The organism is Variovorax sp. GW531-E2 (assembly GCF_059423125.1).
This window is the reverse complement of sequence record NZ_JBWKXQ010000030.1, coordinates 33,643-58,509: the sequence shown is the minus strand read 5'-3', so window position 1 is coordinate 58,509 and position 24,867 is coordinate 33,643. Positions and strand designations below refer to the sequence as shown.

22 protein-coding genes and 1 pseudogene are annotated in these 24,867 nt (G+C 69.9%); 19 read left to right on the top strand and 4 right to left on the bottom strand.

Annotated elements, in window-relative coordinates; translation table 11 throughout:
* Positions 1–12 precede the first annotated feature (12 nt).
* Positions 13–2,751, bottom strand: coding sequence for a winged helix-turn-helix domain-containing protein (locus AC07XP_RS18245; RefSeq protein WP_062478179.1), 2,739 nt, complete (start codon positions 2,749–2,751; stop codon positions 13–15).
* A 138-nt stretch (positions 2,752–2,889) separates the two neighbouring features.
* On the opposite strand from AC07XP_RS18245, the gene AC07XP_RS18240 reads away from it, so the two are divergent.
* The 6 genes from AC07XP_RS18240 to AC07XP_RS18215 all read left to right on the top strand — a co-directional run bounded on the left by AC07XP_RS18240 (position 2,890) and on the right by AC07XP_RS18215 (position 9,865).
* Positions 2,890–4,098 (top strand): acetyl-CoA C-acetyltransferase, encoded by a 1,209-nt coding sequence (locus AC07XP_RS18240; RefSeq protein ID WP_495265464.1) that lies wholly within the window; start codon positions 2,890–2,892, stop codon positions 4,096–4,098.
* 29 nt (positions 4,099–4,127) lie between these two features.
* Positions 4,128–5,540 (top strand): enoyl-CoA hydratase-related protein, encoded by a 1,413-nt coding sequence (locus AC07XP_RS18235; RefSeq protein ID WP_495265463.1) that lies wholly within the window; start codon positions 4,128–4,130, stop codon positions 5,538–5,540.
* Positions 5,537–6,364, top strand: coding sequence for an acyl-CoA thioesterase (locus AC07XP_RS18230; protein ID WP_495265462.1), 828 nt, complete (start codon positions 5,537–5,539; stop codon positions 6,362–6,364). The genes AC07XP_RS18235 and AC07XP_RS18230 overlap by 4 nt, the downstream gene beginning before the upstream one ends.
* Positions 6,361–6,777, top strand: coding sequence for an EthD domain-containing protein (locus AC07XP_RS18225; protein ID WP_159272837.1), 417 nt, complete (start codon positions 6,361–6,363; stop codon positions 6,775–6,777). Before AC07XP_RS18230 ends, AC07XP_RS18225 begins: the two co-directional genes overlap by 4 nt.
* A gap of 89 nt (positions 6,778–6,866) precedes the next feature.
* Complete coding sequence (gene fadB / locus AC07XP_RS18220) at positions 6,867–9,017, top strand: fatty acid oxidation complex subunit alpha FadB (protein WP_495265461.1); 2,151 nt, start codon at positions 6,867–6,869, stop codon at positions 9,015–9,017.
* Between the two features lie 65 nt (positions 9,018–9,082).
* Entirely contained in the window at positions 9,083–9,865 is a 783-nt protein-coding gene (locus tag AC07XP_RS18215; RefSeq protein WP_062478161.1) for an SDR family NAD(P)-dependent oxidoreductase, read from the top strand.
* Between the two features lie 21 nt (positions 9,866–9,886).
* On the opposite strand, the gene AC07XP_RS18210 is transcribed toward AC07XP_RS18215, so the two are convergent.
* Positions 9,887–10,681 carry an enoyl-CoA hydratase gene (locus tag AC07XP_RS18210; RefSeq protein WP_495265460.1) on the bottom strand — a complete coding sequence of 265 codons (795 nt, stop codon included), beginning with the start codon at positions 10,679–10,681 and terminating at the stop codon, positions 9,887–9,889.
* A gap of 168 nt (positions 10,682–10,849) precedes the next feature.
* On the opposite strand from AC07XP_RS18210, the gene AC07XP_RS18205 reads away from it, so the two are divergent.
* The 12 genes from AC07XP_RS18205 (at position 10,850) to AC07XP_RS18150 (ending at position 22,733) form a co-directional block, all read left to right on the top strand.
* Positions 10,850–12,007 (top strand): acyl-CoA dehydrogenase family protein, encoded by a 1,158-nt coding sequence (locus AC07XP_RS18205; protein WP_062478158.1) that lies wholly within the window; start codon positions 10,850–10,852, stop codon positions 12,005–12,007.
* Positions 12,008–12,125: 118 nt separating this feature from the next.
* Positions 12,126–13,304 (top strand): acetyl-CoA C-acetyltransferase, encoded by a 1,179-nt coding sequence (locus AC07XP_RS18200; RefSeq protein WP_095746834.1) that lies wholly within the window; start codon positions 12,126–12,128, stop codon positions 13,302–13,304.
* A 152-nt stretch (positions 13,305–13,456) separates the two neighbouring features.
* A complete protein-coding gene (locus AC07XP_RS18195; RefSeq protein WP_307584363.1) occupies positions 13,457–14,275 on the top strand; it encodes an ABC transporter ATP-binding protein in 819 nt (272 codons plus the stop codon).
* Positions 14,272–14,991, top strand: coding sequence for an ABC transporter ATP-binding protein (locus tag AC07XP_RS18190; RefSeq protein ID WP_492698702.1), 720 nt, complete (start codon positions 14,272–14,274; stop codon positions 14,989–14,991). Before AC07XP_RS18195 ends, AC07XP_RS18190 begins: the two co-directional genes overlap by 4 nt.
* A 13-nt stretch (positions 14,992–15,004) precedes the next feature.
* On the top strand, positions 15,005–15,877 hold the full coding sequence (locus AC07XP_RS18185) for a branched-chain amino acid ABC transporter permease (protein ID WP_056577629.1): 873 nt from the start codon (positions 15,005–15,007) through the stop codon (positions 15,875–15,877).
* Between the two features lie 40 nt (positions 15,878–15,917).
* Positions 15,918–16,910, top strand: a complete 993-nt coding sequence (locus AC07XP_RS18180) for a branched-chain amino acid ABC transporter permease (RefSeq protein ID WP_495265480.1) — start codon at positions 15,918–15,920, stop codon at positions 16,908–16,910.
* Positions 16,900–17,916 (top strand): phosphotransferase family protein, encoded by a 1,017-nt coding sequence (locus AC07XP_RS18175; RefSeq protein ID WP_495265459.1) that lies wholly within the window; start codon positions 16,900–16,902, stop codon positions 17,914–17,916. Before AC07XP_RS18180 ends, AC07XP_RS18175 begins: the two co-directional genes overlap by 11 nt.
* Positions 17,916–18,290, top strand: coding sequence for a DUF6285 domain-containing protein (locus AC07XP_RS18170; RefSeq protein ID WP_495265458.1), 375 nt, complete (start codon positions 17,916–17,918; stop codon positions 18,288–18,290). The genes AC07XP_RS18175 and AC07XP_RS18170 overlap by 1 nt, the downstream gene beginning before the upstream one ends.
* A 3-nt stretch (positions 18,291–18,293) precedes the next feature.
* Positions 18,294–19,580 carry an acyl-CoA dehydrogenase family protein gene (locus tag AC07XP_RS18165; RefSeq protein WP_495265457.1) on the top strand — a complete coding sequence of 429 codons (1,287 nt, stop codon included), beginning with the start codon at positions 18,294–18,296 and terminating at the stop codon, positions 19,578–19,580.
* Between the two features lie 60 nt (positions 19,581–19,640).
* Positions 19,641–20,858, top strand: coding sequence for an ABC transporter substrate-binding protein (locus AC07XP_RS18160; protein WP_495265456.1), 1,218 nt, complete (start codon positions 19,641–19,643; stop codon positions 20,856–20,858).
* Positions 20,859–20,895: 37 nt separating this feature from the next.
* Positions 20,896–21,705 (top strand): enoyl-CoA hydratase-related protein, encoded by an 810-nt coding sequence (locus AC07XP_RS18155; RefSeq protein ID WP_495265455.1) that lies wholly within the window; start codon positions 20,896–20,898, stop codon positions 21,703–21,705.
* On the top strand, positions 21,702–22,733 hold the full coding sequence (locus AC07XP_RS18150; RefSeq protein WP_495265454.1) for a phosphotransferase: 1,032 nt from the start codon (positions 21,702–21,704) through the stop codon (positions 22,731–22,733). The genes AC07XP_RS18155 and AC07XP_RS18150 overlap by 4 nt, the downstream gene beginning before the upstream one ends.
* A gap of 37 nt (positions 22,734–22,770) precedes the next feature.
* On the opposite strand, the gene AC07XP_RS18145 is transcribed toward AC07XP_RS18150, so the two are convergent.
* Both AC07XP_RS18145 and AC07XP_RS18140 read right to left on the bottom strand, forming a co-directional pair.
* Positions 22,771–23,163, bottom strand: a complete 393-nt coding sequence (locus AC07XP_RS18145) for a VOC family protein (RefSeq protein ID WP_495265453.1) — start codon at positions 23,161–23,163, stop codon at positions 22,771–22,773.
* Between the two features lie 21 nt (positions 23,164–23,184).
* Entirely contained in the window at positions 23,185–23,634 is a 450-nt protein-coding gene (locus AC07XP_RS18140; RefSeq protein WP_495265452.1) for a helix-turn-helix domain-containing protein, read from the bottom strand.
* A 304-nt stretch (positions 23,635–23,938) separates the two neighbouring features.
* Between AC07XP_RS18140 and AC07XP_RS18135 the strand changes: the two are divergent.
* A pseudogene (locus AC07XP_RS18135) lies at positions 23,939–24,778 on the top strand (DUF6531 domain-containing protein); the annotation flags it as partial.
* Positions 24,779–24,867 lie beyond the last annotated feature (89 nt).

The following is a 24,867-nucleotide window of genomic DNA, read 5'->3' as shown; positions in this document are numbered from 1 at the left end:
CTTTTTTTCGGGCTAGCGGATCACGCCGAGCTTGCGCGCAATCGCCACCGCCTCCGTGCGCCGCTTCGCACCCAGCTTCATGTGGATGTTGCGCAGGTGCGTGCGCACCGTGCTCTCCGACACGAACAGCTTCTCGCCCATCGCGTTGTTCGAGTAGCCCTCGGCCAGGAGCTGCAGCACGCGGATCTCCTTGCGCGTGAGCGGCTCCTTGGTGGCGTCGCCCGAGGGCGCCTCGGCGTCGATCGGTGAGGGCGGCGGGCCCAGCACCTGCAGCAGCCGCTGCAGGTAGTCGGCCAGGATCGGGTCGCTGCGCAGCACGGGCGCGACGGCACCGGCCTCCTGCTGCATGGCGGCGGCATAGCGGTGCACCAGCGTGCCCACGGCCGGGCCTTCGTCGAGGATCAGCCGCACGAAGCCTTCCTGGCTCGCGGCCTGCAGCACGGCGCCGATTTCTTCGATGGCGGTGGCGAGGTCGCCTGCGCGCTGCAGCGCCAGCGCGCGCAGCACGCGCAGCTTGAGCGCGCGGCGGTTGCGGTTGGCGGCGACGGCGGCGTGCAGTTCGGCGTCGAGCACGGTGAGCGCCGCGCGCGCGTCGCCGAAGGCGATGTCCCAGCGCGCCCGGGCGAGCGCGAGGTAGTCGAGGTCGTGCGCGGGCAGGCGCTGGCGGCGCTCGCGCTCCCACAGCTCGGGGTCGTCGGCGCGCTGCAGCTCGTCGCGCGAGGCGGGGCCGTTGCCCTGCAGCAGCAGCATGTGGGCGCGCTCCAGCTTGGCGCCCGCGACCACGCGCGGCAGCTGGCGGTGGTGGCCCAGGTACTCGAGTTCGGTCAGGGCCTGGAACGCGGCGTCGATGTCGCCCGCGTGGAAGGCGATGCGCGAGCGCATGACGTGGCTCAGGATCATGTGGTCGGGCAGGCCCACGTCGCGCGCCAGCGGCAGGTACACGTTCAGCAGGTGCTCGGCCTGCACCAGCTGGTTGGTTTCGTACACGGCGCCCGCGTACAGCACACCGGCCCAGGCGTTGCCGTGGCTGTGGTTGTACGACACGGCATGCGTGGAGTCGACCGCCATGCGCAGCCGCGCGGTGGCCTGGCGCAGCCGGCCTTCGGTGAGGTCGAACAGGCCCGCCAGCGACTCGGTGTACATGCGGTTGAAGGTGCTGTTGCCCTGCTCGCGCCGCGCGGCCTCGAGCAGGCGCTGCGCCTCGCGCTGGTCGCCGCGCACGGCGAGGATGTGCGCCATGGCGTTGAGCAGCACGCCCTCGGCAAAGGCGAGGCCGGTGGGCAGGCGCGCGAGGCTCTCGCGGCCGGCCTCGTAGGCGGCGTCGTGCTGGTCTTCCATGGCCAGCAGCAGCGGAATGAGCGTGTGGGCGTTGGCGCGCACCTCGGGGATGGGGCTGTCGAGGCAACCCGACTGTTCGAGCAGCCGCATGGCGTCCCACGGGCCGTGCGTGAAGCAGGTGGCCCACAGCGCGATGAGCTGCAGGAACGGATGTTCGCGCAGCTGATGTTCAGGGATGGCCGAGAACCAGCGCGCCAGCATGCGCATGCGGCCCTGTTCGAGGAACTGCTCGGCGTAGCTGTCGAGCAGCGTGAGCGCGTGCGGGTGGTCGCCGCCTTCGATGGCGTGGTCGATGGCGGGCACGGGCCGGCCGTGCGACTCGTACCAGCCCGAGGCCGCGAGGTGCAGTCGCGCGAGCTCGCCCGGCCGCTCGCGCGCCAGCTGCGCACGCAGGAAGTCGGCAAAGAGGCTGTGGTAGCGCCACGCGCGCACCTCGCCGCCGGCATCGCCGCTCACGGGCGTGAGGAACAGGTTGGCGGCGGCCAGCTGCTCGAGGATGACGGCGCTGTCGCCGCGCGGGTTGAGCGCCTGGCACACCGAGGCGTCGAGCTGGCGCAGGATGCTGGTGCGCAGCAGGAAGTCGTGGATCTCGGGCGGCTGGTGCGCGAGCACGTCTTCGGCCAGGTAGTCGGCCACGGCGCGGTCGGAGCCCGAAAAGCGCTCGATGAAGCCGGTCTCGATGCCGTGCCGCTCCAGCGCCATCGACGCCAGCCAGATGGCCGCCACCCAGCCTTCGGTCTTGCGGTGCAGCTGCGAGAGCAGGTCGGCCGGCAGCGCCTGCGGCGGTTGCGCGGCGGCGTGCGGCGCATGCGCCTGGCGCAGGCCGATGAAGGCGCTGGTTTCTTCCAGCGAGAAGCGCAGGCGGTCGGTGTCGATCTCGATGAGCTGACCGCGCGCGCGCAGCCGGCCCAGCCCGAGGTCGGGCAGGCTGCGCGAGCCGATCACGATCTGCCCGCGCCGCGGCAGGTGCTCCACCAGCTCGCGCACGAGGCCCAGCACGGCGGGCTCCTGCACCACCTCGAAGTCGTCCAGGAACAGCGTGAAGGGCGAGTCGTGCGCGGCCAGCGCGGCCACGGCGTCGAAGGGCGCGTGGCTCGCGGGCTCGTCCACGCCGATGCGCTGCACGGCCTCGGCCAGGCAGTTGAGAAAGCGCGACACGTCGTTGTCGGCGCGGTCGAGCGTGAGCCAGGCGGTGGCGATGCCCTGCGCATCCATGCGCTCGCGGATCTGCGCCATGGCGGTGGTCTTGCCGAAGCCCGCGGGCGCGCGCACCAGCACGAGCTTGACGGTGGCGGCGGCGATCTCTTCGCTGATGGCGGTGCGCGGCACCTGCGTGGCCACGAAGGCCGGCGGGTTCAGCTTGGTCTCGAGAATCCGGAGCGAAGAGGGGGGAACGGGGGCTGGAGCAGGCATCGCGAAGGGGGAGTGAGTGCCTGGAAATTCCGTCGCTTCCGACGATTCCGGCAACCGATTCTGCTTCCTAAACTGGCCGCAGACAAACTGAATTCCCCTGCATCCGGTGGCCTTGCGCACCCGGGCGGCGCCCTGCCCATGACCGACGACGTTTTCATCTACGACCACGTGCGCACACCGCGCGGCAAGGGCCGCGCCGACGGTGCGCTGCACCCCATCACGCCGGTGCAGCTGGCCACGCAGGTGCTGCAGGCGCTGCGCGAACGCCATGCACTCGACCCCGCGCAGATCGAGGACGTGGGCCTGGGCGTGGTGATGCCCGTGGGCGAGCAGGGCGCCGACATCGCGCGCGTCGCGCTGCTGTCGGCGGGCTACGGCGACAGCGTGGTGGGCTTCCAGCTCAACCGCTTCTGCACCTCGGCACTCGACACGCTGAAGATGGGCTTCGGCCTCGTGGCCTCGGGCCAGGCCGACGCGGTGATCGGCGGCGGCGTGGAGTCGATGTCGCGCGTGACCATCGGCAGCGACGGCGGCGCGGTCTACACCGACCCCGCCGTGGGCCAGCGCTACCCCTACATCCCCAACGGCGTGGCGGCCGACCTCATGGCCATGCTCGACGGCGTGGACCGCGAGGCGGTCGATGCCTACGCCATGGAAAGCCAGCGCCGCGCCGCCGTGGCGCAGGCCGAGGGCCGCTTCGACCGCTCGCTCGTGCCCGTGCGCGACCGGCTCGGCCGCACCGTGCTCGCGAAAGACGAGGCCAGCCGCCCCGGCACCACGATGGCCGACCTGGCCAAGCTCAAGCCCGCCTTCGCTGGCGTGGCCGCGCAGGGCTACGAAGCGATCCTGCTGCAGCGCTACCCGCAGCTGTCGCACATCGACGCGATCCACACGGGCGGCAACTCGAGCGGCATCGTCGACGGCGCCTGCGCGGTGCTGCTGGGCAACCGCGACTACGGCACGCGCAACGGCTTGAAGCCGCGCGCGCGCATCGTCGGCAGCGCCTCGTGCGCCGACGAGCCGCTGCTGAGCCTGGGCGGCCCGATGCCCGCCACCGAGCGCCTGCTGGCGCGCTGCGGCCTGGGCATCGGCGACATCGACCTGTTCGAAGTGAACGAGGCCTTCTCGGTGGTGCCGATGCGCTATGCGCGCCACTTCGACATCGACCCCGCGCGCATCAACGTGAACGGCGGTGCCATCGCGCTGGGCCACCCGCTGGGCGCGACCGGCGCGATCCTCACGGGCACGCTGCTCGACGAGCTGGAACGGCGCGACGCGCGCCTGGGCCTGGTCACGCTGTGCGCCGCGGCGGGGCAATCGACCGCGCTGGTGATCGAACGCGTCTGAGCAGCACGTCTTCTCTTTCCTTTTTTCCTATGCCTTCCCACATCCGATTCGAGGTCGATGCCGACGGCGTCGCGCTCCTCACCCTCGACGTGCCCGAGCGGCCGATGAACGTGTTCACGCCCGGCTTCACGGCCGACCTGCGCGAGGCCGTGGCGCAGATCGCGCAGCGCGCCGACGTGCGCGGCGCGGTCATCACCTCGGGCAAGGGCAGCGGCTTCATGGCCGGGGCCGACCTGAAGGACCTCGTGGGCTTTCATGCCACGGGCGGCGGCGCGGCCGAGGCCATCGAGGCGATCGCACCCGGCGGGCGCGCGCTGCGCGAGCTGGAGCGCTGCGGCAAGCCGGTGGCGGTGGCCATCAACGGCGTGGCGCTGGGCGGCGGTTTCGAACTCGCGCTGGCCTGCCATCACCGCGTGCTGCTCGACGAACCGCGCGCGGTGGTCGGTCTGCCCGAGGTCACGGTCGGCCTGCTGCCCGTGGGCGGCGGCACGCAACGGCTGCCGCGCCTGATCGGCATTGCGCGTGCGCTGCCGCTGCTGCTGTCGGGCCGGCATGTGGCGCCGGCCGAGGCGCTGGCGCTGGGCATGGTCGATGCGCTCGCGCCGGCCGACCAGCTCGTGGCCGTGGCCCGTCGCTGGGTGCTCGACCACCCCGACGCCGGCCAGCAGCCGTGGGACGTGAAGGGCTTCCAGGTGCCGGGCGGCGCGGGTGCACTGGCGCCGCATGCGGGCGCGAGCTTCGGCGCGACGCTGGCGCAGGTGCGGCGCGACACGCACGACCAGCTGCCCGCGCCGCTGGCCATCCTGTCGGCCGTGTACGAAGGCACGCAGCTGCCGATGGACGCGGGCCTGGCGGTCGAGGCGCAGTGCTTCGGCCCCTTGCTCGCCGGCCCGGTGGCGCGCAACCTGATGCGCACGCTGTTCGTGAACCGGGGCGCGGCGCTGCGGCGCAAGGGCGACTTGAGTGCGGTCAACGTTGCGTATGTCGAGCGGCTGCGGCAGCTGTACCGCAGTGAGGGTGCGGCGTTGTTGAGCGAGGGCGTGTCGCCTGCGCTGATCGCGAACGCTGCGCGGCAGGCTGGGTTGCGCGAGAGTCCGCTGGCTGGCGATGCAACGACGGGGCAAGCCGCCGCATCGCAGCCCGACGCACGCGCCGTTGGCGAGCGCCTGCTGTCGCTGCTCTCGCTCGAAGCCGCGCGCTGCCTCGAAGAAGGCGTGCTGAAGCAGCCGGTCGAAGCCGACCTCGGCGCCGTGCTCGCGCTGGGCTACCCCGACTGGACCGGCGGCACGCTCTCGTACATCGAGACCGTCGGCCTCTCGGCCTTCGTCGCACGCTGCGATGCGTTGGCCGAGCGCCACGGCGAGCGCTTCAAGCCCACGGCTGCGTTGCGCCAACGCGCGCAATCGAACACGCCCTTCTATCCCGCGGAGCAGGCCGCGTGAGCTCAGGCCGCGCGCAAGCGCTGCAGTCGCTGGTCGCCCAGCTGCAGCTCGAACAACTGGAGAAGAACCTGTTTCGCGGCACCAGCACCGACATCGGCGCGCCCGCCGTCTTCGGCGGCCAGGTGCTCGGGCAGGCGCTGATGGCGGCGGCCCGCACGGTCGACGGGCATGCGGCGCATTCGCTGCACGGCTACTTCTTGCGCGCAGGCGACAAGGCCGCGCCCATCGTCTACGACGTGGACCGCATCCGCGACGGCGCGAGCTTCACCACGCGGCGCGTGGTCGCCATCCAGCACGGCGAGCCGATCTTCCACATGTCGGCCTCGTTCCACCGGCGCGAGGAGGGCGTGTCGCACCAGTGCGCCATGCCCGAGGCGCCGCCGCCCGAAGACCTCACGCCGCGCGCCGGCCCGCGCGTGCGCGTCGAGGGGCCGATCGAGTTCCGCTACGTCGATCCGCGCGACCCGGTCACGGCTGGCCCTCGTCCGCCGCAGAGCCAGCTCTGGCTGCGCACGGCCGACGTGTTGCCCGACGACCCGTTGCTGCACCAGGCGATGCTGGCCTATGCCTCCGACTACAGTTTCATGGGCGTGGCGATGCAGCCGCACGGCCTGGCGTTTCAGCAACCCGGCGTGCAGGGCGTGAGCCTGGACCACGCGATGTGGTTCCACCGCGATTTCCGCTGCGACGACTGGCTGCTGTACGACGCCGACTCGCCCTCGGCCGAGCATGCGCGCGGCTTCTGTCGCGGTGCGCTGTTCGACCGCGCCGGCCGGCTCGTGGCCTCGGTCGCGCAGGAAGGCCTGATCCGGGTGCGCCGATGATCAAGCTCGTCTTCTGCCTGCGGCGGCTGCCGCACCTGGACCGCGCGCAGTTCCAGCACCACTGGCGCCATGTGCACGCACCGCTCGTCGCTGAACGTGCCGAGGTGCTGGGCCTGCGCCGCTACGTGCAGTCGCACACGCTCGACGATGCGCTGGTGCAGCCGCTGGCCGTGCCGCGCGGCAGCCCCGCGCCCTTCGACGGCGTGGCCGAGCTGTGGTGGGACAGCCTCGAAGCGCGCACCGGCGCACGGCGCGAGGACGCCCGCCGCGCGAGCGCCGAGCTGCTCGCGGACGAGCGCCGCTTCATCGACCTGGCCGCCTCGCCGATCTTCTTCACCGACGAGTTCGCCGTGGTCGGTGACCCCGCCGCCGAGGCGGTGCGCGACTACCTGCAGGCGCGCGGCCGCCTGTAATCGTCGCTTCGGACGATGCCTGCGCGCAGGGCGCGTCCCTAAACTTTTTCCCACAGGCTGGCGCGTCGCCGGCCGCGAGGAGACCCCCTTTGTTCCAAGGCGAAAGTATCGAAGTCCTGCCGTTGCAGGACGGTCTGGTGGAGCTGCGCTTCGACCGGCGCGGCGAGGCCATCAACAAGCTCGACGCGCGCACCGTCGACGAGTTCCGCCAGGCCACCGAACGCATCGCGGCCTCGCCGGATGTGCGCGGCGTGCTGGTGACGAGCGCGAAAGACGTGTTCATCGTCGGCGCCGACATCACCGAGTTCGGCGCCACCTTCCAGCAGGCCGAGGCCGACATTGCGCGCGGCGTGCGTGCCAGCAACGAGCTGTTCAACGCCTTCGAAGACCTGGCCGTGCCCAGCGTGGTCGCCATCAACGGCTTCGCGCTCGGCGGCGGGCTGGAGCTGGCGATGCTCGCGCCGCTGCGCGTGATGGCCGACACGGCGCAGGTCGGCGTGCCCGAGGTGAAGCTCGGGCTGTTCCCCGGCTTCGGAGGCACGGTACGGCTGTCGCGCCTGGCGGGGCTGGCCACGGCCATCGACTGGGTGGCGAGCGGCAAGCCGGCCAAGGCGCCGGCCGCGCTGGCCGCGGGCGTGACCGACGAGGTCGCCGCGCCCGAGGCCCTGCGCGACCGTGCGCTCGCGCTGCTGCAGCGTGCGGTGCGCGGCGAGATCGACTGGCAGGCGGCGCAGCAACGCAAGCGCGCGCCGCTGGCGCTGTCGAAGCAGGAGGCCGGCGCGCTGGTCGAGGCCGCGCGCACGCAGGTGGTGGCGCGCAGTGGCAAGCACCAGCCCGCGGCCGTCATCGCGCTCGAGATGATGGCCGAGGCCGCCGGCCGCGACCGCGCGGGCGCGCTCGACCTCGAGTCAGCCGCCTTCGGCCGCGTCGCGAAGACGCAGGCCGCCGCCTCGCTGGTGCAGGCTTTTCTCAACGACCAGGCGCTCAAGAAGCTCTACAAGCGCCACGCGCGCGAAGGCCGTCCGGTGAAGCAGGCGGCCGTGCTCGGCGCCGGCATCATGGGCGGCGGTATCGCCTACACCAGCGCGCTGCGCGGCACGCCGGTGCGCATGAAGGACATCGCGCAGCCGCCGCTCGACCTGGGCATGGCCGAGGCCGGCAAGCAGCTCGCCAAGCAGGTGAAGAACGGCCGGCTCGCGCAGGCCAAGGCCGATGCCATTCAAGCGTCGATCGTGCCGCAGCTCGACGAGGCCGGCTTCGACACGGTGGACTGCGTGGTCGAGGCCGTGGTCGAGAGCCTCGAGGTCAAGCGCAAGGTGCTGGCCGCGCTGGAGCACAGCGTGAAGCCCGGCACCGTGATCGCCTCGAACACCTCGAGCCTGCGCATCGACGACATCGCTCAGCCGCTCGCGCGGCCCGAGGACTTTGTCGGCATGCACTTCTTCAACCCCGTGCCGGTGATGCAGCTGGTGGAAGTGATCCAGGGCGCGAAGACGCGCGACGCCGCCGTGTCCACCGCCGTGGGCTATGCCGTGGCCATGGGCAAGACGCCCATCGTGGTGAAGGACTGCCCGGGCTTCCTGGTCAACCGCATCCTCACGCCGTACATCAACGCCTTCGTGCAGCTGGTGGCCGATGGCGCCGACTTCGAGGCGATCGATCGCGCGATGGAAGCCTTCGGCTGGCCCATGGGCCCGGCCTACCTGCAGGACGTGGTGGGCATGGACGTGGGCGCGCACGTGGGCGACGTGATCGCCGCGGGCTATCCGCAGCGCATGCCGGCCCTCGAACGCAACGCCGTGAAGCTCATGGTGGCGAACAAGCGCTACGGCCAGAAGAACGGCGCGGGCTTCTACCGCTACGAGAGCGACCCCATGGGCCGCCCACGCAAGTCGGCCGCGCCCGAGGCGCATGCGCTGGTCGCCACGCTGCAGCCGCAAGGGCGGCGTGATTTCGCGGATGCGGAGATCGTCGAACGCATGATGCTGCCGATGGTGGTCGAGGCCGCGCACGCACTCGAAGACGGCGTGGTCGCCACGCCGGCCGAGCTCGACATGGCGCTGCTGCTCGGCGTGGGCTTTCCGGCCTATGCGGGCGGGGCGCTCAAGTACGCCGACTGGCTGGGGCTGGACCGCGTGGTCGCGCTGTGCGACAAACATGCGGCGCTCGGCGCGCCGTATGTGCCCACGGCGCGCATGCGCGAGATGGCGGCGCGCAAGCTGCGCTACTACCCGGTCTGAACGGCAGGCGTTTTCGGTTTTCTTTCTTTCTTCCTTTCTCTCTCACTATCCAAGGACAACAAGAGATGCAACTCGATTCCAGCATTGCCGCCGTCGTCACGGGCGGCGCCTCGGGCCTGGGGGCCGCCACCGCGCGCCGCCTGGCCAGCCACGGCGTGAAGGTCGCGCTGTTCGACCTCAACGTGGAGCAGGGCGAGGCCCTGGCCAAGGAGCTGGGCGGCGTGTTCTGCAAGGTCGATGTCACGTCGGAAGAGCAGGTCGACGCGGCCTTCGCCAAGGCGCGTGCCGCGCACGGCCAGGAGCGCGTGCTGGTCAACTGCGCCGGCACCGGCAACGCGGTGAAGACCGCGAGCCGCGACAAGGCCTCGGGCGAGATCAAGCACTTTCCGCTCGCCAACTTCGACCGCATCATCCAGATCAACCTCGTGGGTACCTTCCGCTGCATCGCCAAGTCGGCAGCCGGCATGCTCACGCTCGATGCGCTGGAAGATGGCGAGCGCGGCGCCATCGTCAACACCGCCTCGGTCGCGGCACAAGACGGCCAGATGGGCCAGGCCGCCTACACCGCCTCGAAGGCCGGCGTGGTCGGCATGACGCTGCCCATCGCACGCGACCTCATGGGCGAGGGCATCCGCGTGAACACCATCCTGCCGGGCATCTTCAACACGCCGCTGCTGCAGGGCGCACCCGACAACGTGAAGGCCGCGCTGGCCGCCTCGGTGCCGTTCCCCAAGCGCCTGGGCAACCCGGCCGAGTACGCGACGCTGGCCGAACTGATGATCACCAACGGCTACTTCAACGGCGAGAGCGTGCGGCTGGACGGCGCGATCCGGATGGCGCCGCGCTGAGGCCGGGGCGAAGGGCCGTCGTCAGCCCTTCTGCGCCCGCCCGCGCGCCTGCACCGCCTCGCGCCGCGCGCGCAGCACCTCGGGCGTGAGCGACGCAGCCCACTCGCGCGTGGCGGCCTGCTCCAGCGCCATGCCTTCGGCGAAGCTGCGCGCATGGCCGTCGTCGATCAGGCGCTTGTAGACCGGCAGCATCTCGGGCAGCGCGCTCGCGATGTCGGCGGCCAGGGCCAGCGCCTCGGGCATCAGCTGTTCGGGCGTCGTCACGCGGTTGACCAGCCCCCAGCGCTCGGCCTGCTCGGCACCGACGAAGTTGCCGCTGAAGGCCATCTCTTTCGCACGCGCAATGCCGATGAGCCGTGACAGCCGCTGCGACAGCCCCCAGCCCGGGATCACGCCGATGCGCGCGTGGGTGTCGGCGAAGCGCGCCTCGCTAGACGCAATCAGCAGGTCGCAGGCCAGCGCCACCTCGAGGCCACCGGTGATGGCCGCGCCGTTCACGGCGCCGATCACCGGGCGCGGAAAGTTCGCGAGCGCGGTGGCCACGTCGGTGCCGGCGTCGCCGGTGATGGCGCCGGGGTCGATCTCGCGCAGGTCCAGGCCGGCGCAGAAGGCGCGGCCCGCGCCGGTGAGGATGAGCACGCGCACGCTGTCGTCCTGCGCGAGCGTGTCGAGCGTGCGCACCAGCGCGCGCCGCAGCGCGAGCGACAGGGCGTTCATGGCCTGCGGGCGGTTCAGCGTGAGGCAGGCGCAGCCGTCCTGCGGACGGGTGAGCAGGAGGATGTTGTCGGCGTCGTTGTCGGTTGCAGGTGTGTTCATGGCGTGTCAGTGTTGGGCGCAGGCCGGGCCGCGGCATCGTCGGAACGGACGAATCCGGCGGGCTTGTCCCGCTCACGACTCGAAACCCGCGCCCGCGTCGGCACCATGCGCCGCATTGTCTTCAATCCGTCCATCCTTGAATTTCACAGAGAAAGAAGGAGCGTCCCCATGGACTTCAGCCTCACCCCGGCCCAGCTCGACCTGCAGGAACGAACGCGCCGCTTCATCGCCGAGGAGGTGATTCCGCTCGAATCCGACCCCCGGCAGGATTCGCACGGTCCCGCCGAGGCGCTGCGCGACGAGCTGGTGGCGCGCGCGCGCCGCGCTGGCCTGCTCACGCCGCATGCGTCCAAGGAACACGGCGGGCTGGGCCTGTCGCACGTCGACAAGGCCATCGTGTTCGAGGAGGCGGGCTACTCGCCGCTCGGCCCGGTGGCGCTCAACATCCACGCGCCCGACGAAGGCAACGTGCACCTGATGGAGGTGGTGGCCACGCCGGCGCAGAAGGCGCGCTGGCTGCAGCCGCTCATCGACGGCCATGTGCGCTCGTGCTTCTGCATGACCGAGCCGCCACCCGGCGCCGGCTCCGACCCGTCGATGATGCAGACCGTGGCCGTGCGCGACGGCGACCATTACGTGATCACCGGGCGCAAGTGGTTCATCACCGGCGCCACCGGCGCGGGCTTCGCGATCATCATGGCGCGCATGGAAGACGGCTCGTCGACCATGTTCCTGGCAGACATGGACCAGCCCGAAATCGTGATCGAACGGCAGATCGACGCACTCGACAGCTGCTTCACCGGCGGCCACGGCGTGGTGCGCTTCGACGGCCTGCGCGTGCCGGCCACCGACGTGCTGGGCGCCATCGGCGAGGGCTTTCGCTACGCGCAGGTGCGGCTGGCGCCCGCGCGCCTCACGCACTGCATGCGCTGGCTCGGCGCCGCGCGCCGCGTGCACGAGCTCGCCGCCGACTACGCCCGCCGCCGCCAGGCCTTCGGCCATGCGCTGGTGGAGCACGAGGGCGTGGGCTTCATGCTGGCCGACAACGAGATGGACCTGCACGTCTCGCGCCTGACCATCTGGCATTGCGCGTGGGTGCTCGATCAGGGCGGCAAGGGCCGCCACGAGTCGAGCGTGGCCAAGGTGCTGTGCTCGGAGGCCGAGTGGCGCGTGGTCGACCGCTCGGTGCAGATCCTGGGCGCGAGCGGCGTCTCGGACGAGACCGTGGCCGCGCGCATCTTCCGCGACATGCGGGCTTTCCGGATCTATGACGGCCCCTCGGAGGTGCACCGCTGGAGCATGGCCAAGCGCCTCGCCAAGGCCTGAGAGCGTAGGGGCGCAAGGCGCCGCCGCCCAAAATCGTCGGTTCCGACGACGCTGTGCGGCGGCGCGGCGCCAACAATGCGCTGGACTGTCGAACCGAACCCATCACCGGAGATTTCACATGCCCGAAGCCTATATCGTCGCCGCCGCGCGCACCGCCGGCGGCCGCCGCAACGGCCGCCTTGCCGGATGGCACCCGGCCGACCTGGCCGCACAGGTGCTCAACGCCCTCGTGGAGCGCACCGACGCCGACCCCGCGCTGATCGAAGACGTCATCATGGGCTGCGTCGGCCAGGCCGGCGAGCAGGCCTCCAACGTGGCGCGCAACGCGGTGCTGGCTTCGCGCCTGCCCGAGTCGGTGCCCGCCACCTCGGTCGACCGCCAGTGCGGCTCGTCGCAGCAGGCGCTGCACTTCGCGGCACAGGCCGTGATGTCGGGCACCATGGACATCGTCATCGCCGCCGGCGTCGAGAGCATGAGCCGCGTGCCCATGGGCCTGCCCACCACGCTGCCGCTGAAGAACAACCTGGGCTTCTACGTGAGCCCCGGCATGGAAAAGCGCTACCCCGGCATTCAGTTCAGCCAGTTCACCGGTGCCGAGATGATCGCGCGCAACTACGGCATCGAGAAAGACGCGCTCGACCGCTACGCGCTCGAAAGCCACCACCGCGCCATCGCCGCCACGAAGGCCGGCCACTTCGAACGCGAGATCGTGCCCGTGGCCGTGCGCATGGCCGACGGCACCGAGACCGGCGAGCTGCACACCACCGACGAAGGCATCCGCTACGACGCCACGCTGGAGAGCATCGCCGGCGTCAAGCTCATCGCCGAAGGCGGGCGCTGCACGGCGGCCACCGCCAGCCAGATCTGCGACGGCGCCAGCGGCCTCATGGTCGTGAACGAGCGCGGCCTGAAGACGCTGGGCGTGAAGCCGCTGGCGCGCATCCACCACATGAGCGTGCTGGGCCACGACCCGGTCATCATGCTCGAGGCCCCGCTGCCCGCCACGCAGCGCGCGCTGCAAAAGGCCGGCATGAAGATCGAGGACATCGACCTGTACGAAGTCAACGAAGCCTTCGCGCCCGTGCCCATCGCCTGGCTGAAGGCGCTGGGCGCCGACCCGGCCCGCATCAACGTGAACGGCGGCGCCATTGCGCTGGGCCACCCGCTGGGCGCCTCGGGCACCAAGCTGATGACCACGCTGGTAAACGCCCTGGGCCAGCGCGGCAAGCGCTACGGCCTGCAGACCATGTGCGAAGGCGGCGGCATGGCGAATGTGACCATCATCGAGCGGCTGTAGACAGGCACACCCCCAGGCTTGCCCACTTCGTGTGGCCTCCAACCCCCTTGCAGGGGGCAACACCTGCGGCCCGGCAAAGCCGGTTCCGCGGTGTTTCTGGATAAGAGAACGCTGCGGCCATCGACCGCGGCTCCATAAAAAGAGATCGACGCATGATTCATGACACCGATCGCGGAGACAAAGAGAACACCCCCCTGTTGCGCATCGATGCGGTGTCGGTGCGCTTCGGCGGCATCGTGGCGCTCGACGGCGTCTCGTTCGACGTGCGGCGGGGCCAGATCTGCGGCCTCATCGGGCCGAACGGGGCGGGCAAGAGCACGCTGTTCAACTGTCTCTCGCGCCTGTACGAGTGCAGCGCCGGCCGCATCGAGTTCGACGGCCATCCGCTCACGCGCCTGCCGCGCCACCGCATGGCGGGCCTGGGCATCGGGCGCACCTTCCAGAACCTGGCGCTGTTTCGCACGATGACCGTGCGCGACAACGTGCTGGTGGGTTGCCACAGCAAGCACCACGCGGGCTTCCTGCGCAACGCCTTCCGGCTGCCCGGCGTGGCGGCCATCGAGTCGCAGGCGCGGGCGCGGGCCGACCAGCTGATCCACTTTCTCGACCTCGATGCCGTGGCCGAACGTGAAGTGGCCGACCTGCCGTTCGGCACACAGAAGCGTGTCGAGCTGGCACGCGCACTGGCGGCCGAGCCGCAGCTGCTGCTGCTCGACGAGCCGGCCTGCGGGCTGAACCACGAAGAACTCGAAAGCCTGGGCACGCTGATCCGCGACATCCGCGACCGCCTGAACGTGACGGTGCTGCTGGTCGAACACCACATGAGCCTCGTGATGGGCGTGTCGGACAAGGTGGTGGCGCTGAACTTCGGCAAGAAGATCGCCGAGGGCACGCCGGCCGAGGTGCGCGCGCATCCCGAGGTGATCCGCGCCTACCTGGGCGAAGAGGCAGAAGCGGAGGCCATGGCATGACGACCAACATTCTCGAAGTGCGCGGCTTGCACGCGGCCTACGGCCCGACGCGCGTGCTGCAAGGCATCGACCTCGACATTCCCTCCGGCCAGGTCGTGGCGCTGCTGGGCGCCAACGGCGCCGGCAAGACCACCACGCTGCGCGCGCTGTGCCAGATGATGGTGAGCACCGAGGGCCGCATCATGCTGGCCGGCCAGCGCATCGACGGCCGCTCGACCGAACAGATCGCCAAGGCCGGCGTGGGCCACGTGCCCGACGGGCGCGGCACCTTCCTGGGCCTCACGACCGAGGAGAACCTGCGACTGGGCGCCTACGCGCGTGCGAGCCGCGACGGCATCGACGCCGACATGGAGCGCGTGTTCGACTACTTCCCGCGCCTGCGCGAGCGCCGCGCGCAGCAGGCCGGCACGCTGTCGGGCGGCGAGCAGCAGATGCTCGCCATCGGCCGCGCGCTCATGGGCAAGCCGCGCCTGCTGCTGCTCGACGAGCCTTCCTTCGGGCTCGCGCCGCTCATCGTGAAGGACATCTTCTCGATCATGCGGCGCATCAACAAGGAAGAGCGCGTGTCGATCCTGCTGGTGGAACAGAACGCCAAGCTCGCGCTCGACCTGGCCGACTCGGCCTACCTCCTGGAAACCGGCCGCATCGTGCTCTCGGGCACGGCCGCCGAGATCCGCCGCAACGACGCAGTCCGTAAAGCCTATCTGGGCGAATAGGGGCCTCACACCGATGAACGCATTCCTGCACCAACTGCTGGCGGGCCTGGCCACCGGCGGCATCTACGCCAGCGTTGCGCTGGCGCTGGTGATGATCTACCAGGCCACGCACCACATCAATTTCGCCCAGGGCGAGATGGCGATGTTCTCGACCTTCATCGCCTGGAGCCTCATGCAGGCCGGCCTGCCGTACTGGGCCGCCTTCGTCGCGACCGTGGCGCTGTCCTTCGTGCTCGCGGCCGTGGTGGAGTTCACCGTCATCCGGCCCATGCACGACAAGCCCGCGCTGTCGGTGGTGGTGGTGTTCATCGGCCTGCTGGTGATCTTCCACAGCCTGGCGGGCTGGCTCTTCGGCTACACCATCAAGCAGTTCCCGAGCCCGTTCCCGTCGGACGCGTGGTTCGGCAGCGCCATGATGTCGGCGCACGAGATGGGCGCCATCGGCGTCACGCTGCTGGTGGTGCTGCTGCTGTTCGCGTTCTTCCGCTTCACGCCGCTGGGCCTGGCGATGCGCGCCGCGGCGCAGAACGCGGCCTCGTCGCGGCTGGTGGGCATCAACGTCGGGCGCATGCTGATGCTGGGCTGGGGCCTGGCCGGCGCCATCGGCGCGGTGGCCGGGATGATGGTCGCGCCCGTGGTCTTCCTCGACCCGCACATGATGACCGGCGTGCTGCTCTACGCCTTTGCCGGCGCGCTCATCGGCGGCATCGACAGCCCCGTGGGCGCGGTGCTCGGCGGCTTCATCGTCGGCGTGCTCGAGAACCTCATCGGCACCTACGTGGTGGGCACCGAACTCAAGCTGTCGGTGGCGCTGGTGCTGATCGTCGGCGTGCTCATCGTCAAGCCTTCCGGCCTCATGGGCCGCAAGTTGGTCACCCGGGTCTGATCGCATGAACTCCCCTCAAGCCTCCTCCCTGCCGACCGCCATGGCACCGCTCGGTGCACCGGCCAACGCACGCACCGCCAAGCCCTCGCGCTCTCCGCTCCTGTGGGTCGGCCTGCTGATCGTGCTGGCCATCGGCATCACCTTCGTGGCGCGCGGCTACCAGCTGTTCCAGGCGACCATGGTGATCTCGTATGCCATTGCGCTGCTGGGCCTGAACATCCTCACGGGCTACAACGGGCAGATCTCGCTGGGCCACGGCGCCTTCTATGCCATTGGGGCCTACACCACCGGCATCCTCATGGAGCATGCGGGCGTGCCGTACTGGCTCACGGTGCCGGCGGCGGCCGTGGTGTGCCTGATCGTCGGCTACCTGTTCGGGCGGCCCGCGCTCAAGCTCGAAGGGCTGTACCTGGCGCTGGCCACCTTCGCGCTCGGCGTGGCGATGCCGCAGCTGCTCAAGTACAAGCACCTCGAGGCCTGGACCGGCGGCGTGCAGGGCATCGTGCTCATGAAGCCCGCCGCGCCCTTCGGCCTGCCGCTCAACGAAGACCAGTGGCTCTACCTGTTCTCTCTGTTCGTCGCGGTCGTGATGTTCTTCATTGCCCACAACCTGCTGCAAAGCGGCAGCGGCCGGGCCATGCGCGCCATCCGCGACCACGCCATGGCCTCCGAGGCGATGGGTGTGGACAACAGCCACTACAAGGCCATGACTTTCGGCGTGTCGGCCGCGTACACCGGCGTGGGCGGTGCGCTGTCGGCCATTGCGGTGCAGTTCGTGGCGCCCGACTCGTTCACGCTCTTCCTGTCGATCTCGCTGCTGGTGGGCATCGTGGTGGGCGGCGTGGGCACGCTGTACGGCGCGATCTTCGGCGCCATCTTCATCATGTTCGTGCCCTCGCTGGCCGAGAAGGTCTCCAAGGCCGCGCCCTGGGCGGTGTACGGCGTGGTGCTGATCGCCTTCATGTTCGCGATGCCCGGCGGCGTGGTCGGGTTGCTGCGCAAGCTCCAGGCACGCTTCGCCCGTGCACGATGACGCGACGCTGATCGCGAACGCACTGCAGCGGCTGGCCGGGCGGCTCGTGCCCGATGGCCATGCAGTGCAGGCCCTGCGCCGGCTCTCGGGCGGCGCCAGCCAGGAGACCTGGGCTTTCGATGTGACGACGGGCGGCGCGGGCCATGCCCAGCCGCTGGTGCTGCGCCGCGCGGCCGATGCCAGCGGCGCGCGCGCCCTGGGCACCGCGGGCCTGGCGGCGGAAGCGCAGCTCATCGAGGCCGCACGTGCAGGCGGTGTGCCCGTGCCCGGCGTGCGCCATGTGCTGCAGCCGGCCGACGGGCTCGGCGAAGGCTTCGTCATGGACCGCATCGAAGGCGAGACCTTGGGCCGCCGCATCGTGCGCGACGAACGCCTGGCCGGCGCGCGCCGCGTGCTGGCGCGCCAGTGTGGCGCCGCCATGGCGCGCATCCACCGCCTGCCCGCGCAGCACCTGCCGCTGCTGCGCACGGCCGCCGCGCGCGCGGAGCTCGACTTCCAGATCGGCCTGCACCGCAGCCACGGCACCGCGCGCCCCGTGTTCGAACTCGCGTTCCGCTGGCTGCGCGCGAACGCGCCGGCCGACGTGCCCGCGCCGGTGCTCGTGCACGGCGACTTCCGCAACGGCAACCTGATGGTCGGCGAGGAGGGCCTGCGCGCCGTGCTCGACTGGGAGCTGGCGCACGTCGGCGATCCGATGGAAGACCTCGGCTGGATGTGCGTGCGCTCCTGGCGCTTCGGCCACGGCGCGCTGCCCGTGGGCGGCTTCGGCACGCGCGAGCAGCTCTTCGAGGGCTACACCGCCGAAGGCGGGCAGGTCGATGCCGATCGCGTGCGTTGGTGGGAGGTGCTGGGCACGCTCAAGTGGGGCATCGTCTGCGAGGCCATGGTGCATGCCTGGCTCAGCGGCCGCGAGCGCGATGTGGAGAAGGCCGCCATCGGCCGCCGCGCGTCGGAGGCCGAGTCGGACCTGCTGGCGCTGCTCGCCCCCGAGGAAGAGGCCGCCTGATGCAGGACCGCCCCGACATCGCCGAGCTGCTCGAAGCCGTCGCCGCCTTCCTGCGCGAGCAGGTGGTGCCGGCCACCGAAGGGCAGGTCGCGTTCCACGCGCGCGTGGCCGCGAACACGCTCGACATCGCGCGGCGCGAAGTGCAACTCGGCCCCGTCGCGCAGGCCAGCGAACTGACGCGGCTGCACACGCTGCTGGGCCCCGGCGCACCCGCCGACCTGGCCGAAGCCAACCGCCTGCTCTGCACCCGCATCGCCTCAGGCGAACTCGACGCCGCCACCCCCGGCCTGATCGACCACCTGCGCCAGACCACGCGCGACAAGCTCGCCATCGACCAGCCCGGCTACGCCGGCGGCACAAAGAAGAAAGACTGAGCCATGGACTTCGACCTGCCCCGCGACCTCGTCGACTACCTTGCCGAACTCGACGCCTTCATCGACCGCGAGATCGCGCCGCTGCAGGCGCAGGACGACAACGAGCGCTTCTTCGACCACCGCCGCGAATGGGCCCGCACCGACTTCGAGAATGGCGGCCTGCCGCGTCCCGAGTGGGAGGCGCTGCTGGCCGAGGCGCGCCACCGCGCCGACCGCGCGGGCCACCTGCGCTTTGCGCTGCCCGCCGAATTCGGCGGGCGCGACGGCAGCAACCTCTGGATGGCCGTGATCCGCGAGCACTTTGCGGCGCGCGGCCTGGGCCTGCACAACGACCTGCAGAACGAACACTCGATCGTCGCCAACAACCCCTTCGTGCTGGCCATCCGTGACTTCGGCACGCCCGCGCAGTGCGACGAACTCATCCAGGGCATGCTCGACGAGCGCGTGCGCCTCACCTTCGGCCTCACCGAGCCGCAGCACGGCTCCGACGCCACCCACATGGCAACCCGCGCCGTGCCCGAGGCACGCCACGGCCGCGCCGGCTTTCGCATCGACGGCGAAAAGATGTGGACCACCGGCATGCACACCGCCACGCACTGCGTGCTGTTCGCGCGCACCAGCGGGCGCGACGGCGACGCGCGCGGCATCAGCGCATTGCTGGTGCCCGCGCAGGCCGAGGGCGTGAAGATCGAGGAGTACCTCTGGACCTTCAACATGCCCACCGACCACCCGCGCGTGAGCTTCACGAACGTGTGGGTGCCCGAAGACGCCGTGCTCGGCCCGCTCGACGGCGGCCTGGCCATTGCCCAGCACTTCGTGCACGAGAACCGCATCCGCCAGGCCGCGTCGAGCCTGGGCGCCGCCGACTACTGCGTGCGCGAGAGCGTCAAGTACGCGCGCGAGCGCAAGCCCTTCGGCGAAGAACTGGCGCGCAACCAGGGCGTCCAGTTTCCGCTGGTCGAGCTGGCCACGCAGGTCGAGATGCTGCGCCTCTTGATCCGCAAGACCGCGTGGCAGATGGACCAGATGCCCAAGCCGCAGGTCGAGAAGCAGCTGTCCGACAAGGTCTCGATGTGCAACTACTGGGCCAACCGCCTCGTGTGCGAGGCCGCCGACCGCGCGATGCAGGTGCACGGCGGCATCGGCTACTCGCGCCACAAGCCCTTCGAACACATCTACCGCCACCACCGCCGCTACCGCATCACCGAGGGATCGGAAGAGATCCAGATGCGCAAGGTGGCCGGCCACCTCTTCGGCTACATGGGGCCGAACCGGGCCACCTCCGCCTGAACCGCTTTCCCGACGACTGACGACGCAAGCCACTCAGCAACACAGAAGGAGACACGCGACATGGTTCATTTGCTTTCCCGCCGCACCACCTTGGCCGCTGGCCTTGCCACGCTCTGCATCAGCCTGCCGGCCCTGGCCCAGAAGAAGCCCGAAGCCGGCGTGAGCGACGCCGAGATCGTGCTGGGCATGCCCATGCCGCTGTCGGGGCCCGTGTCGGGCTACTCGGTGGTCGGCAAGGTGGCCGAGGCCTACTTCAAGAAACTCAACGAGCAGGGCGGCATCCACGGGCGCAAGGTGCGCCTGTTGATCTACGACGACCAGTACTCGCCGCCCAAGACCGTCGAGGTGGCGCGCCGCCTGGTCGAGGAAGACCAGGTGCTCGCCATCTTCGGCAACCTGGGCACCGCGCCCAACATGGCCATCCAGCGCTACATGAACGCCAAGAAGGTGCCGCAGCTGTTCGTGCAGTCGGGCGCCTCGCAGTTCGACGACGCCGCCAAGTACCCGTGGACCGTGCCCTTTCTCGGCAGCTACCAGGGCGAGGGCCGCGTGTTCGCGCGCCACATCATCGAGAACCGGCCCGACGCGAAGATCGCCGTGCTCATGCAGAACGACGACCTCGGGCGCGAAGTGCTCAAGGGCCTGCAGGAAGGCCTGTCGAAGCAGGGCAAGGCCAGGATCGTGGCGCAGGCCACCTTCGAGGTGACCGACCCCACCGTCGACTCGCAGGTGGTGCAGCTCAAGTCGTCGGGTGCCGACGTGCTCGTGATGGCCGCCACCGCGCGCACCGCCGCGCAGGCCATCCGCAAGGTCGCCGACGTCGGCTGGACGCCCGACCGCTATCTCAACTTTGCCGCCGCCTCCGTGAAGATGGCCTTCGAGCCCGCGGGCGCCGACAAGGCCAAGGGCGTGGTCGCGCTCGCCGTCTACAAGGAGCCCATGAGCCCGCGCTGGAGCCGCGACCCCGAGGTGCTCGAGTACCTCGAGCTGCTCAAGACCCACGCCAGCGGCGTCGACCCGAGCAACGGCAGCGGCGTGTCGGGCTACATCGTGGCGCAGCTCATGGCGCACGTGCTGCGCGAGGCCGGCGCCAACCCCACGCGCGAGAGCGTGCGCGTGGCCGCCAGCACCCTCAAGAGCCCGCGCATCTCGATGCTGCTGCCCGGCGTGGCCATGGCCAATTCGGCCGCCGACCTGCACGCCTATGCATCGATGCAGCCCGTTCGCTTCAACGGCGTGGACCTCGACCCGGTCGGGCCCGCGCTGAACATGAAGTGAACCCCCTGTTTCTACTCACGCCCTTCGGAGCCCACCCATGAGCCAGCCTGACGACCAGGACCCCCTTCTGTACGAACGCGACGGCGACGTCGCCATCCTCAGCTTCAACATTCCCAAGCGGCTCAACCCGCTCACCGTGCCGCTGCAGGAGGCCCTGCGCCAACGGCTCGCACAACTGCGCGACGAAGGCGAGGTGCGCGCCGTGGTGCTCACCGGCGTCGGCAAATCGTTCTGCGTGGGCGCCGACCTGGGCAGCATGGACGCAACTGCGCCCGGCAGCCTGGGCCAGCGCACGGCCGACGCGATGGAGGCGATGTCGAACCGCCTCATCGAAGACCTGCGCAGCATGCCCTTCCCCGTGGTGAACGCCATCAACGGCCCCGCCGCGGGCGCCGGCGTGGGCGTGGCGCTGGCTGCCGATGTCGTGCTGGTGGCGCGATCGGCCTACTTCTACCTGCCCTTCATGCCGCGCCTGGGCATCGTGCCCGACCTGGGCACCACCTGGTTCCTCGAGCGGCTCGTGGGCCGCGCAAGAGCCATTGGCATGTCGCTGCTCGGCGAGCGCCTGTCGGGCGAACAGGCCGCGCAATGGGGCCTCGTGTGGGCCTGCGTGGACGACGCCGAACTGCGCGCCCAGGCCGTGGCCGTCGCGCAGCGGCTCGCGCGCCTGCCTGCACACGCGGCGCACGAGATCCGCGCCGTGTACGAATCGGCCGCGAGCCAGTCGCTCGTCGGCCAGATGCGCCACGAGGCCGAGCGCCAGCGCGAGCTGATCGACCGGCCCGACTTCGCCGAAGGCGTGAAGGCCTTCCTGGAGAAACGCGAGCCCGTGTTTCGTCGGCCATGAGCGCCGTTGCAGACGCCACCACCGCAGGCATCGAGTTCGACGCCGACCGCCTGCAGCGCCATCTGCGGCAGGCGCTGCCCGAGCTCGAAGGCCCGATGCGCCTGGCGCGCATCGGCGGCGGGCAGTCGAACCCCACCTTCTTCGTCGACTTCGACAACCGCGCGCTGGTGCTGCGCAAGCAGCCGCCCGGCGAGCTGCTGCCCTCGGCCCACGCGGTCGACCGCGAGTACCGCGTGCTGCGCGCCCTGGCCGCCACCGACGTGCCCGTGCCGCGCACCGTGCTGTACTGCGACGACCGCGCCGTGGTGGGCACGCCCTTCTACGTCATGGACAAGCTTGAAGGCCGCGTGCTGTCGAACTACGCGCTGCCCGGCATCGCGCCCGCCGAGCGCCGCGCGTACTACTTCGCCATGGCCGAGGCCCTGGCGCGCCTGCACGCGGTCGACCTTGCCGCCGTCGGCCTCACCGACTACGGCCGCCCCGGCAACTTCTTCCAGCGCCAGATCGCCCGCTGGACCCGCCAGTGGGAGGCCTCGCGCACGCGCGAAGACGCCAACATCGAGCGCCTCATCGCCTGGCTGCCCGCCAATTTGCCGCCGGGCGACCAGACCACCATCGCGCACGGTGATTTCCGTTTCGGCAACCTCATGTTCCACCCCACCGAGCCGCGCGTGATCGCCGTGCTCGACTGGGAGCTGTCCACCCTGGGCCACCCGCTGGCCGACGTGGCCTACAACTGCATGGCCTGGCACACCGGCGCCGACGAGTTCGAAGGCATGCAGGGCATCGACCTCGCGGCCGAAGGCATTCCCACGCAGGCCGAGTACGTCGCCCACTACCAGCAGGCCGGCGGCTGCGCCGAGCCGGTGACGAACTTCCACCTGGCGTTCTCGCTGTTCCGCTTCGCCGTGATCCTCGAAGGCATCGCGGCGCGTGCGAAGAGCGGCAGCGCGGCGGCGGCAGATGCGGTGCAGGTGGGCGCGCAGGCCGCGGGGTTTGCGCGGCGGGCGATGGCGTTGATCGACTAGCCGGTAGCGAACCGGCTGGTGCAGGGCAGGGCGCCCGTCAGCCGCCGATGGGCGAGCACAGCTCGACCAGCGTGCCGTCGGGGCAGCGCACGTACGAGACCACCTGCCCCCAGGGCTTGGTCACCGGTGCCGACAGCTGCGTGGCGCCGGCCGCGAGCGCGCGGCTGTGCGCGGCGGGCACGTCGGGCGTCACGAGGCCCAGTTCCATGCCCAGCGGTTGCACGGATTCCGAAGCGGCGACATGCCCGCCCGGAAAGTTGGAATCGCCGAGCGCGTGCGCGGCGAACGCCAGCGTGGTCTCGCCAGTTTCGAGTTCGCCATAAGTGCCTGATTCGTGCAGGAAGCGCGTGGGCAGGCCGAAGGCTTGCTCGAAGAACTTCAGCGACTGGGCGACGTCGGGAACGTAGACGATGGTGTAGCCGAGTTTCATGGTGTGCGGCGGGTGACTTGCTTACCGCGCTTCCAGCCGCTCAGCAATCTCGCGCGCCCCGAGTTCCCGCACCGCGGCCAGTCGCTCCAGCTGCGCCGCACGCGGGCGTGCCTTGCCTTGTTCCCAGTGATAAATCGTCTGGCCTGACACGCCGACCAACTGCCCGTAGATCGCCGCGGACAGCCCGAGCTTGGCGCGGTGCGCGGCCAGCCGGTTGGCACTGAAGCGGCGCTTGGGGCCGCCCGCGTCGGCGTCGTCACCTGCAGCACCGGCGGCGGCCGGCGCCTGGCGCGCGGAACCCTTGGCGACCTTGCGCAATTCTTTTTCGAGCGCGCTCACCTGACGGCGCAAGTCGGCAATCGATGCGCGGTGCGCGACGGAGGCCTTCTTGAGGGTTTCGATTTCCGCTCGCACTTCCTTGCGAGCGACACGGGAGATTTCGGCTTTGAGGATGGAGGCGATGTTTGGCATGGGGGGATTGTGCTCAATTTGGGGACACAAATGCGAAGCCGCGTAGTTTGTGATTTCAGTCGCTTGCGGACAACAGGTGCTGAAGGCTTCGGCGTACTTTTAGTTTCAGGAGTTCGGCGCTGAGTCGCATGGCGTCAGTCCATCGTTGTTTGCTTGCGGCCTTTCGGCTATCTTGAAACAACTTGTACGGGTCGCATTGAGTAGCGGCGTGCTTCACCTGAGGGGGTGATCGGCTGTGCAAAAACTGATCGCTGCGGCCTGGCAAGAACAGCCCGCAGATGTTCAGTCACGCAAACGAAAAAGCATGAGGGGAGATGCAATGAGAAAACTTCGAGCGGATGCGCAGAGCATCCTGCGCAGTGGGATGAGTTACGCAGAACAGACTTTCCAGCTACGCCTCTTCAGACCGTTGCTTGCTCGGGGTTGTGATGTACCTGCGGCAGGTTCGGTTTCTTCAAGTGGCTCACGTCGAGACCTTCATAGAGGTCAACTACATGGGCTTGTTCGTCAGCATCACGACCTTAGAGTCCATCTTCTCCGCCTGATTGCAGCGGTGCTCTTACTGCTCGCGGGCTCTGCGCACGCGTTGGTGCCTAAGACCTTGATTTACAGGGTTGATAACGGCCCTGTCGCTGCGACGCCGGATGCGGCTTGTTCGGCTCTCGCTGCTACGTGGGGCGCGCCGATTGTTGTCCTGTCGGTGTCTGTTGTTTCTACGCCTGTCCATCAGTGGGGCATTTGCCGTATCCAATACAAGAATGGTCGCGATACCTACACGAATGACGCTTTTATTTCTCCTTATGAGTCATCCTGTCCTGCGAACAGCACTGCGGTGAGCGGAGGGTGTAAGTGCGGGCCGCTTTTTCAGGAAGACCCTAGTCAAACCGCCTGCGTGAAGGCCGTTGCCGAGGTCTCTGCTCCGGCTGCACCCTCCTGTAAGAAGCCTGAAGCCGTTGCCGGAATGCAGACCGTCAACCCTATTCGTCCGGCCACCGCTGAGAAGTTCCGCTCGGAAAATGACTTTACGGACGGTGGCTCTTCACCTCTCTCCCTTGTTCGGACCTACCGCAGCACCTGGGGAAGCGACGCAGATCGCGCGGCAGGAACGCTCGGCAAAGCCTGGACGCACAACCACACCACGGCGCTGGCGGCGACCCCTACCGTCAGTCCGAACGCAGTCTCCATCACCAGTGGGGAAGGTTTTCTTCGCACCTTCTTCAAGGCCTCCGGCGC

Bases quoted from the DNA above. Each gene is read 5' to 3' on its own strand.
- AC07XP_RS18190 (WP_492698702.1), top strand. From the start codon at position 14,272: ATGACGACCAACATTCTCGAAGTGCGCGGCTTGCACGCGGCCTACGGC.
- AC07XP_RS18155 (WP_495265455.1), top strand. From the start codon at position 20,896: ATGAGCCAGCCTGACGACCAGGACCCCCTTCTGTACGAACGCGACGGC.
- AC07XP_RS18180 (WP_495265480.1), top strand. From the start codon at position 15,918: ATGGCACCGCTCGGTGCACCGGCCAACGCACGCACCGCCAAGCCCTCG.
- AC07XP_RS18240 (WP_495265464.1), top strand. From the start codon at position 2,890: ATGACCGACGACGTTTTCATCTACGACCACGTGCGCACACCGCGCGGC.
- AC07XP_RS18245 (WP_062478179.1), bottom strand. From the start codon at position 2,751: ATGCCTGCTCCAGCCCCCGTTCCCCCCTCTTCGCTCCGGATTCTCGAG.
- AC07XP_RS18150 (WP_495265454.1), top strand. From the start codon at position 21,702: ATGAGCGCCGTTGCAGACGCCACCACCGCAGGCATCGAGTTCGACGCC.
- AC07XP_RS18215 (WP_062478161.1), top strand. From the start codon at position 9,083: ATGCAACTCGATTCCAGCATTGCCGCCGTCGTCACGGGCGGCGCCTCG.
- AC07XP_RS18225 (WP_159272837.1), top strand. From the start codon at position 6,361: ATGATCAAGCTCGTCTTCTGCCTGCGGCGGCTGCCGCACCTGGACCGC.
- AC07XP_RS18145 (WP_495265453.1), bottom strand. From the start codon at position 23,163: ATGAAACTCGGCTACACCATCGTCTACGTTCCCGACGTCGCCCAGTCG.
- AC07XP_RS18185 (WP_056577629.1), top strand. From the start codon at position 15,005: ATGAACGCATTCCTGCACCAACTGCTGGCGGGCCTGGCCACCGGCGGC.
- AC07XP_RS18170 (WP_495265458.1), top strand. From the start codon at position 17,916: ATGCAGGACCGCCCCGACATCGCCGAGCTGCTCGAAGCCGTCGCCGCC.
- AC07XP_RS18160 (WP_495265456.1), top strand. From the start codon at position 19,641: ATGGTTCATTTGCTTTCCCGCCGCACCACCTTGGCCGCTGGCCTTGCC.
- AC07XP_RS18200 (WP_095746834.1), top strand. From the start codon at position 12,126: ATGCCCGAAGCCTATATCGTCGCCGCCGCGCGCACCGCCGGCGGCCGC.
- AC07XP_RS18205 (WP_062478158.1), top strand. From the start codon at position 10,850: ATGGACTTCAGCCTCACCCCGGCCCAGCTCGACCTGCAGGAACGAACG.
- AC07XP_RS18165 (WP_495265457.1), top strand. From the start codon at position 18,294: ATGGACTTCGACCTGCCCCGCGACCTCGTCGACTACCTTGCCGAACTC.
- AC07XP_RS18210 (WP_495265460.1), bottom strand. From the start codon at position 10,681: ATGAACACACCTGCAACCGACAACGACGCCGACAACATCCTCCTGCTC.
- AC07XP_RS18140 (WP_495265452.1), bottom strand. From the start codon at position 23,634: ATGCCAAACATCGCCTCCATCCTCAAAGCCGAAATCTCCCGTGTCGCT.
- AC07XP_RS18235 (WP_495265463.1), top strand. From the start codon at position 4,128: ATGCCTTCCCACATCCGATTCGAGGTCGATGCCGACGGCGTCGCGCTC.
- AC07XP_RS18195 (WP_307584363.1), top strand. From the start codon at position 13,457: ATGATTCATGACACCGATCGCGGAGACAAAGAGAACACCCCCCTGTTG.